The 3,312-nt window shown below is 73.3% G+C and carries 3 protein-coding genes; 1 reads left to right on the top strand and 2 read right to left on the bottom strand.

Annotated features, from left to right (window positions below; all coding sequences use genetic code 11):
* A partial coding sequence (locus ABZ641_RS30315) for a cytochrome ubiquinol oxidase subunit I (protein ID WP_359986914.1) occupies positions 1-486 on the bottom strand: 486 nt, incomplete at its 3' end.
* 84 nt (positions 487-570) lie between these two features.
* Positions 571-1,914: an NAD(P)/FAD-dependent oxidoreductase gene (locus ABZ641_RS30310; protein ID WP_359986911.1), complete on the bottom strand. Its 1,344-nt coding sequence runs from the start codon at positions 1,912-1,914 to the stop codon at positions 571-573.
* A 364-nt stretch (positions 1,915-2,278) separates the two neighbouring features.
* On the opposite strand from ABZ641_RS30310, the gene ABZ641_RS30305 reads away from it, so the two are divergent.
* Positions 2,279-3,199, top strand: coding sequence for an aldose 1-epimerase family protein (locus tag ABZ641_RS30305; RefSeq protein ID WP_359986909.1), 921 nt, complete (start codon positions 2,279-2,281; stop codon positions 3,197-3,199).
* Positions 3,200-3,312 lie beyond the last annotated feature (113 nt).

Raw genomic sequence — 3,312 nt, 5'->3', positions numbered from 1 at the left:
GGCCGGAATTCTCCCACCGCCTTTATCCGTACTATGTACAGTGTACGCGGTACGGAGAATGGGAGACACGGCCAGCCACCAGTGCGTCCACGGCTTCAGCCGGCGCCAGCCGTAGAGGTAGACCGCGATCAGGACGGCCTCCAGGAAGAACGCCCAGGCCTCCACGCCGAAGCCGACGCCGAAGACGTCGCCCCAGCGCCCCATCATCCCGGGCCACAGCAGGCCGAACTCCAGGGACAGCACGGTGCCGGTGATGATCCCGATGGCGAACTGCACCGCCATCACCGCGGACCACCGCCGGGCCAGCAGCAGGGCCACCGGGTCGTTGCGGCGCAGCGCGCGGTAGTGCATCAGGACGGTGATGAACGGCAGCGCCACGCCGAACGGCACCAGCAGGATGTGCGAGGCCAGGGTGAAGGCCATCTGCTCACGGGCCGGCAGGAGTTGGGGAGGTGTGTCCGCCAGATGGGCGGCGATGCTGAGCATGTGCGCCTCGATGGTCCGCCCCGCGTGCGGCGGGGCTGAGAGGAATCGGCAGGGGTGCGGCCGGCGCGGCTGGCCGGGGCGATGTCAGGACGAGGGGGCGGACGGCTTCGGGCCGGCAGGGGGAACCGGTGGCGCAGGTGGGTCGGGCATGGTGAAGGCGCGTTCGCGCCGCGAGCCGGAGGCGAAGACGACCGCCCAGCTCAGCACCGCGCCGAACCTGCTGCGGAAGCCGGTGAGGAAGGCCAGGTGGATCAGCAGCCAGGCCAGCCAGCCCGTCCTGCCCGAGAGGTGGATCCGGCCGACCTTGACGACGGCCCTCCCGCGGCAGATGTAGGCGGCGCTGCCCAGGTCCACGTACTTGAACGGCTTCGGCTTGCGCTTGCGGCCCTCGATGGAGTGACGTACGGCGCGGCCGGCGTAGGCGCCGGACTGCATGGCGACCTCGGCGAGGCCGGGCAGCCGGTCGAGGCTCATCACGTCGCCGGTGACGCGGATGTCCGGGTGTCCGGCGAGGGTCAGGTCGGGTTCGACCGCGATGCGGCCGGCCCGGTCCTGGGACGCTCCGGTGGCCCGCGCCAGTGCGGCGGCGATCGGCGGGGCCTCGACACCCGCCGTCCACAGCACCGTGCGCGCCGGGAACCGTGTGCTGGCACCGTTCCGGTCCTTCACGGTCAGCCCGTCGGCGTCGACACCGGTGACCATCGTGCCGAGGTGCATCTCCACGCCGAGGTTCCGCAGCGTCCGGGCCGCCCGGTCGGCGAGGTGGGGGCCGAAGGCGCCCAGGACGGCGTCGGAGCCCTCGAAGAGCAGCACCCGGGCCTGGGCGGAGTCGATGGCGCGAAACTCCCGGTCGAGCGTGTGCCCGGCGATCTCCCTGATCTGTCCGGCGAGTTCCACGCCGGTCGGCCCGCCCCCGACGAGCGCGAAGGTGAGCCACTGCCGGCGCTCCTCGGGGTCGGTGGCCGTCTCGGCCATCTCGAAGGCCTGGTAGAGCCTGCGGCGGATGCCGAGGGCGTCGTCCAGGGTCTTCATGCCGGGCGCGTGCGCCGCATACTCGTCGTGCCCGAAGTAGGACTGGCGCATGCCGACGGCCACGATCAGGTCGTCGTAGGGCACCTCCAGGGGCTCGCCGCCGGGCCGCTGCGCGTGCACCACCCTGGCCTGCGGGTCCACGTCGGTGGCCTCGGCGAGCAGGCAGTCCACGTTGTGGTGCCGGCGCAGGACCCCGCGCAGCGGCTGCGCGATCTGGCCCTCCGAGAGGATCCCGGACGCGCACTGGTACAGCAGCGGCTGGAACAAGTGGTGGGCCCGGCGGTCGATCACGGTGACCGCGGCCGGAGCGTGCCGCAGGGCCCGGGCGGCGAACAGGCCGGCGAACCCGCCACCGATGATCACCACCCGGCGGGGCGTGACGTGGTCCTCCATCATCTCCCCCGGGACCCGCCGGCCGTTCCTGCGACCATGGTCTCTCCTCCGGGCATGTCGAACGGCCCTGCAGCGGTGCACACGGCAGGCCGCGGGGAATCGGTCGGTGGACGCGCTCCGGGGCCGAGGGTGCGAGCCGCTGGGACGCGGAATTCAAACGGAACCACGGTGCGCGGTCGGCCGACAGGCTGGCGCGCCAGACGGGTGCTTCCCTCCGGTCGCGTCACCGGAACGGACCAAGCCGCCGCGCGGCCGACAGCCGCTGAGGAGGGGTCCGGCGCCACGGCGACGTGTCGCAGGGCGGCGATTCCGCGGGTTCGCACGTGTCGTGCTTGCACCGGCGCGGGACGGCTCGCACGCTCTATCCGTGCATGTGAGCCGAACAGGACGTCAGCTGACCCTGCGACACGGCGACCAGGTCGCCGTCGTGGTGGAACTCGGGGCCGCTCTGCGGTCGTACACCGTCGACGGCAGGCCCGTGCTCCACGGGTTCGACGCCGGCGACCGCATCACCGGAGGGCGCGGCCAGATCCTCGTCCCGTGGCCGAACCGGGTCGGTGCGGGACGCTACCGGTGGCACGGCGAGGACCTGCAGCTTCCGCTGTCCGAGCCCGAGCACGGGAACGCCATCCACGGGCTGCTCCGCTGGACCTCCTGGCAGGTCGTCGAGTCCGACACGGCCCGCGCCGTGTGCGAGACCGATCTGTGGCCGCAGCCCGGTTACCCGTTCCACCTCCGCATCCGCGCCGAGTACGCACTGCACGACACCGGTCTCGAGGTGGCCCTGACCGCGCGGAACGCGGGCGGGCAGGTCGCGCCCTACGGCGTCGGCCAACACCCCTACCTCACGGTCGGCACCGGGACGGTCGACGACGTGGTGCTGACCGTTCCCGCGGACACCTGGCTGCGCACCGACGACAGCGGTCTTCCGGTGGCGGAGGAGTCCGTCGCCGGTACGCCCTACGACTTCCGCGCGCCGCGGAGCATCGGTGCCACCCGGCTGGACACCCCGTTCGGTTCGCTCGTCCGGGACGGGCGCGGGCGGGCGGTCGTCCGACTCGCCCACCCCTCCGGCGAGCACGGTGCGGACCTCTGGCTCGGCGAGGGCGCGGAGTACCTCCAGATCTACAGCGGGGACACCCTGCCGGAGCCGCAGCGACGCCTGGCCCTCGCGGTCGAGCCGATGTCGTGCCCGCCGAACGCCTTCGTCGACGGAACCTCGATCGTCGCCCTGGAACCGGGCGCCCGGCACACCATGCGCTGGGGCATCACCCCGTGGCACGGGTGACCGGCGGGAGCCGCTGCACGACGGAGCCTCCCGCCGGTCCGGCTCCGGTCGGGCGCGGCGGCGGGGGGGCGCGCCACCCCGCCCCCGGCCCCCGCGCCGGCGGGGGGGACACC

It is taken from the genome of Kitasatospora sp. NPDC007106, assembly GCF_040634455.1.
Lineage (GTDB): Bacteria > Actinomycetota > Actinomycetes > Streptomycetales > Streptomycetaceae > Kitasatospora > Kitasatospora arboriphila.
The sequence above is the reverse complement of the archived record's forward strand: the minus strand, read 5'-3'. Positions and strand labels throughout refer to the sequence as shown.

Coding starts and splice junctions, on each gene's coding strand:
- ABZ641_RS30310 (WP_359986911.1), bottom strand. CDS start 1,914: ATGATGGAGGACCACGTCACGCCCCGCCGGGTGGTGATCATCGGTGGC.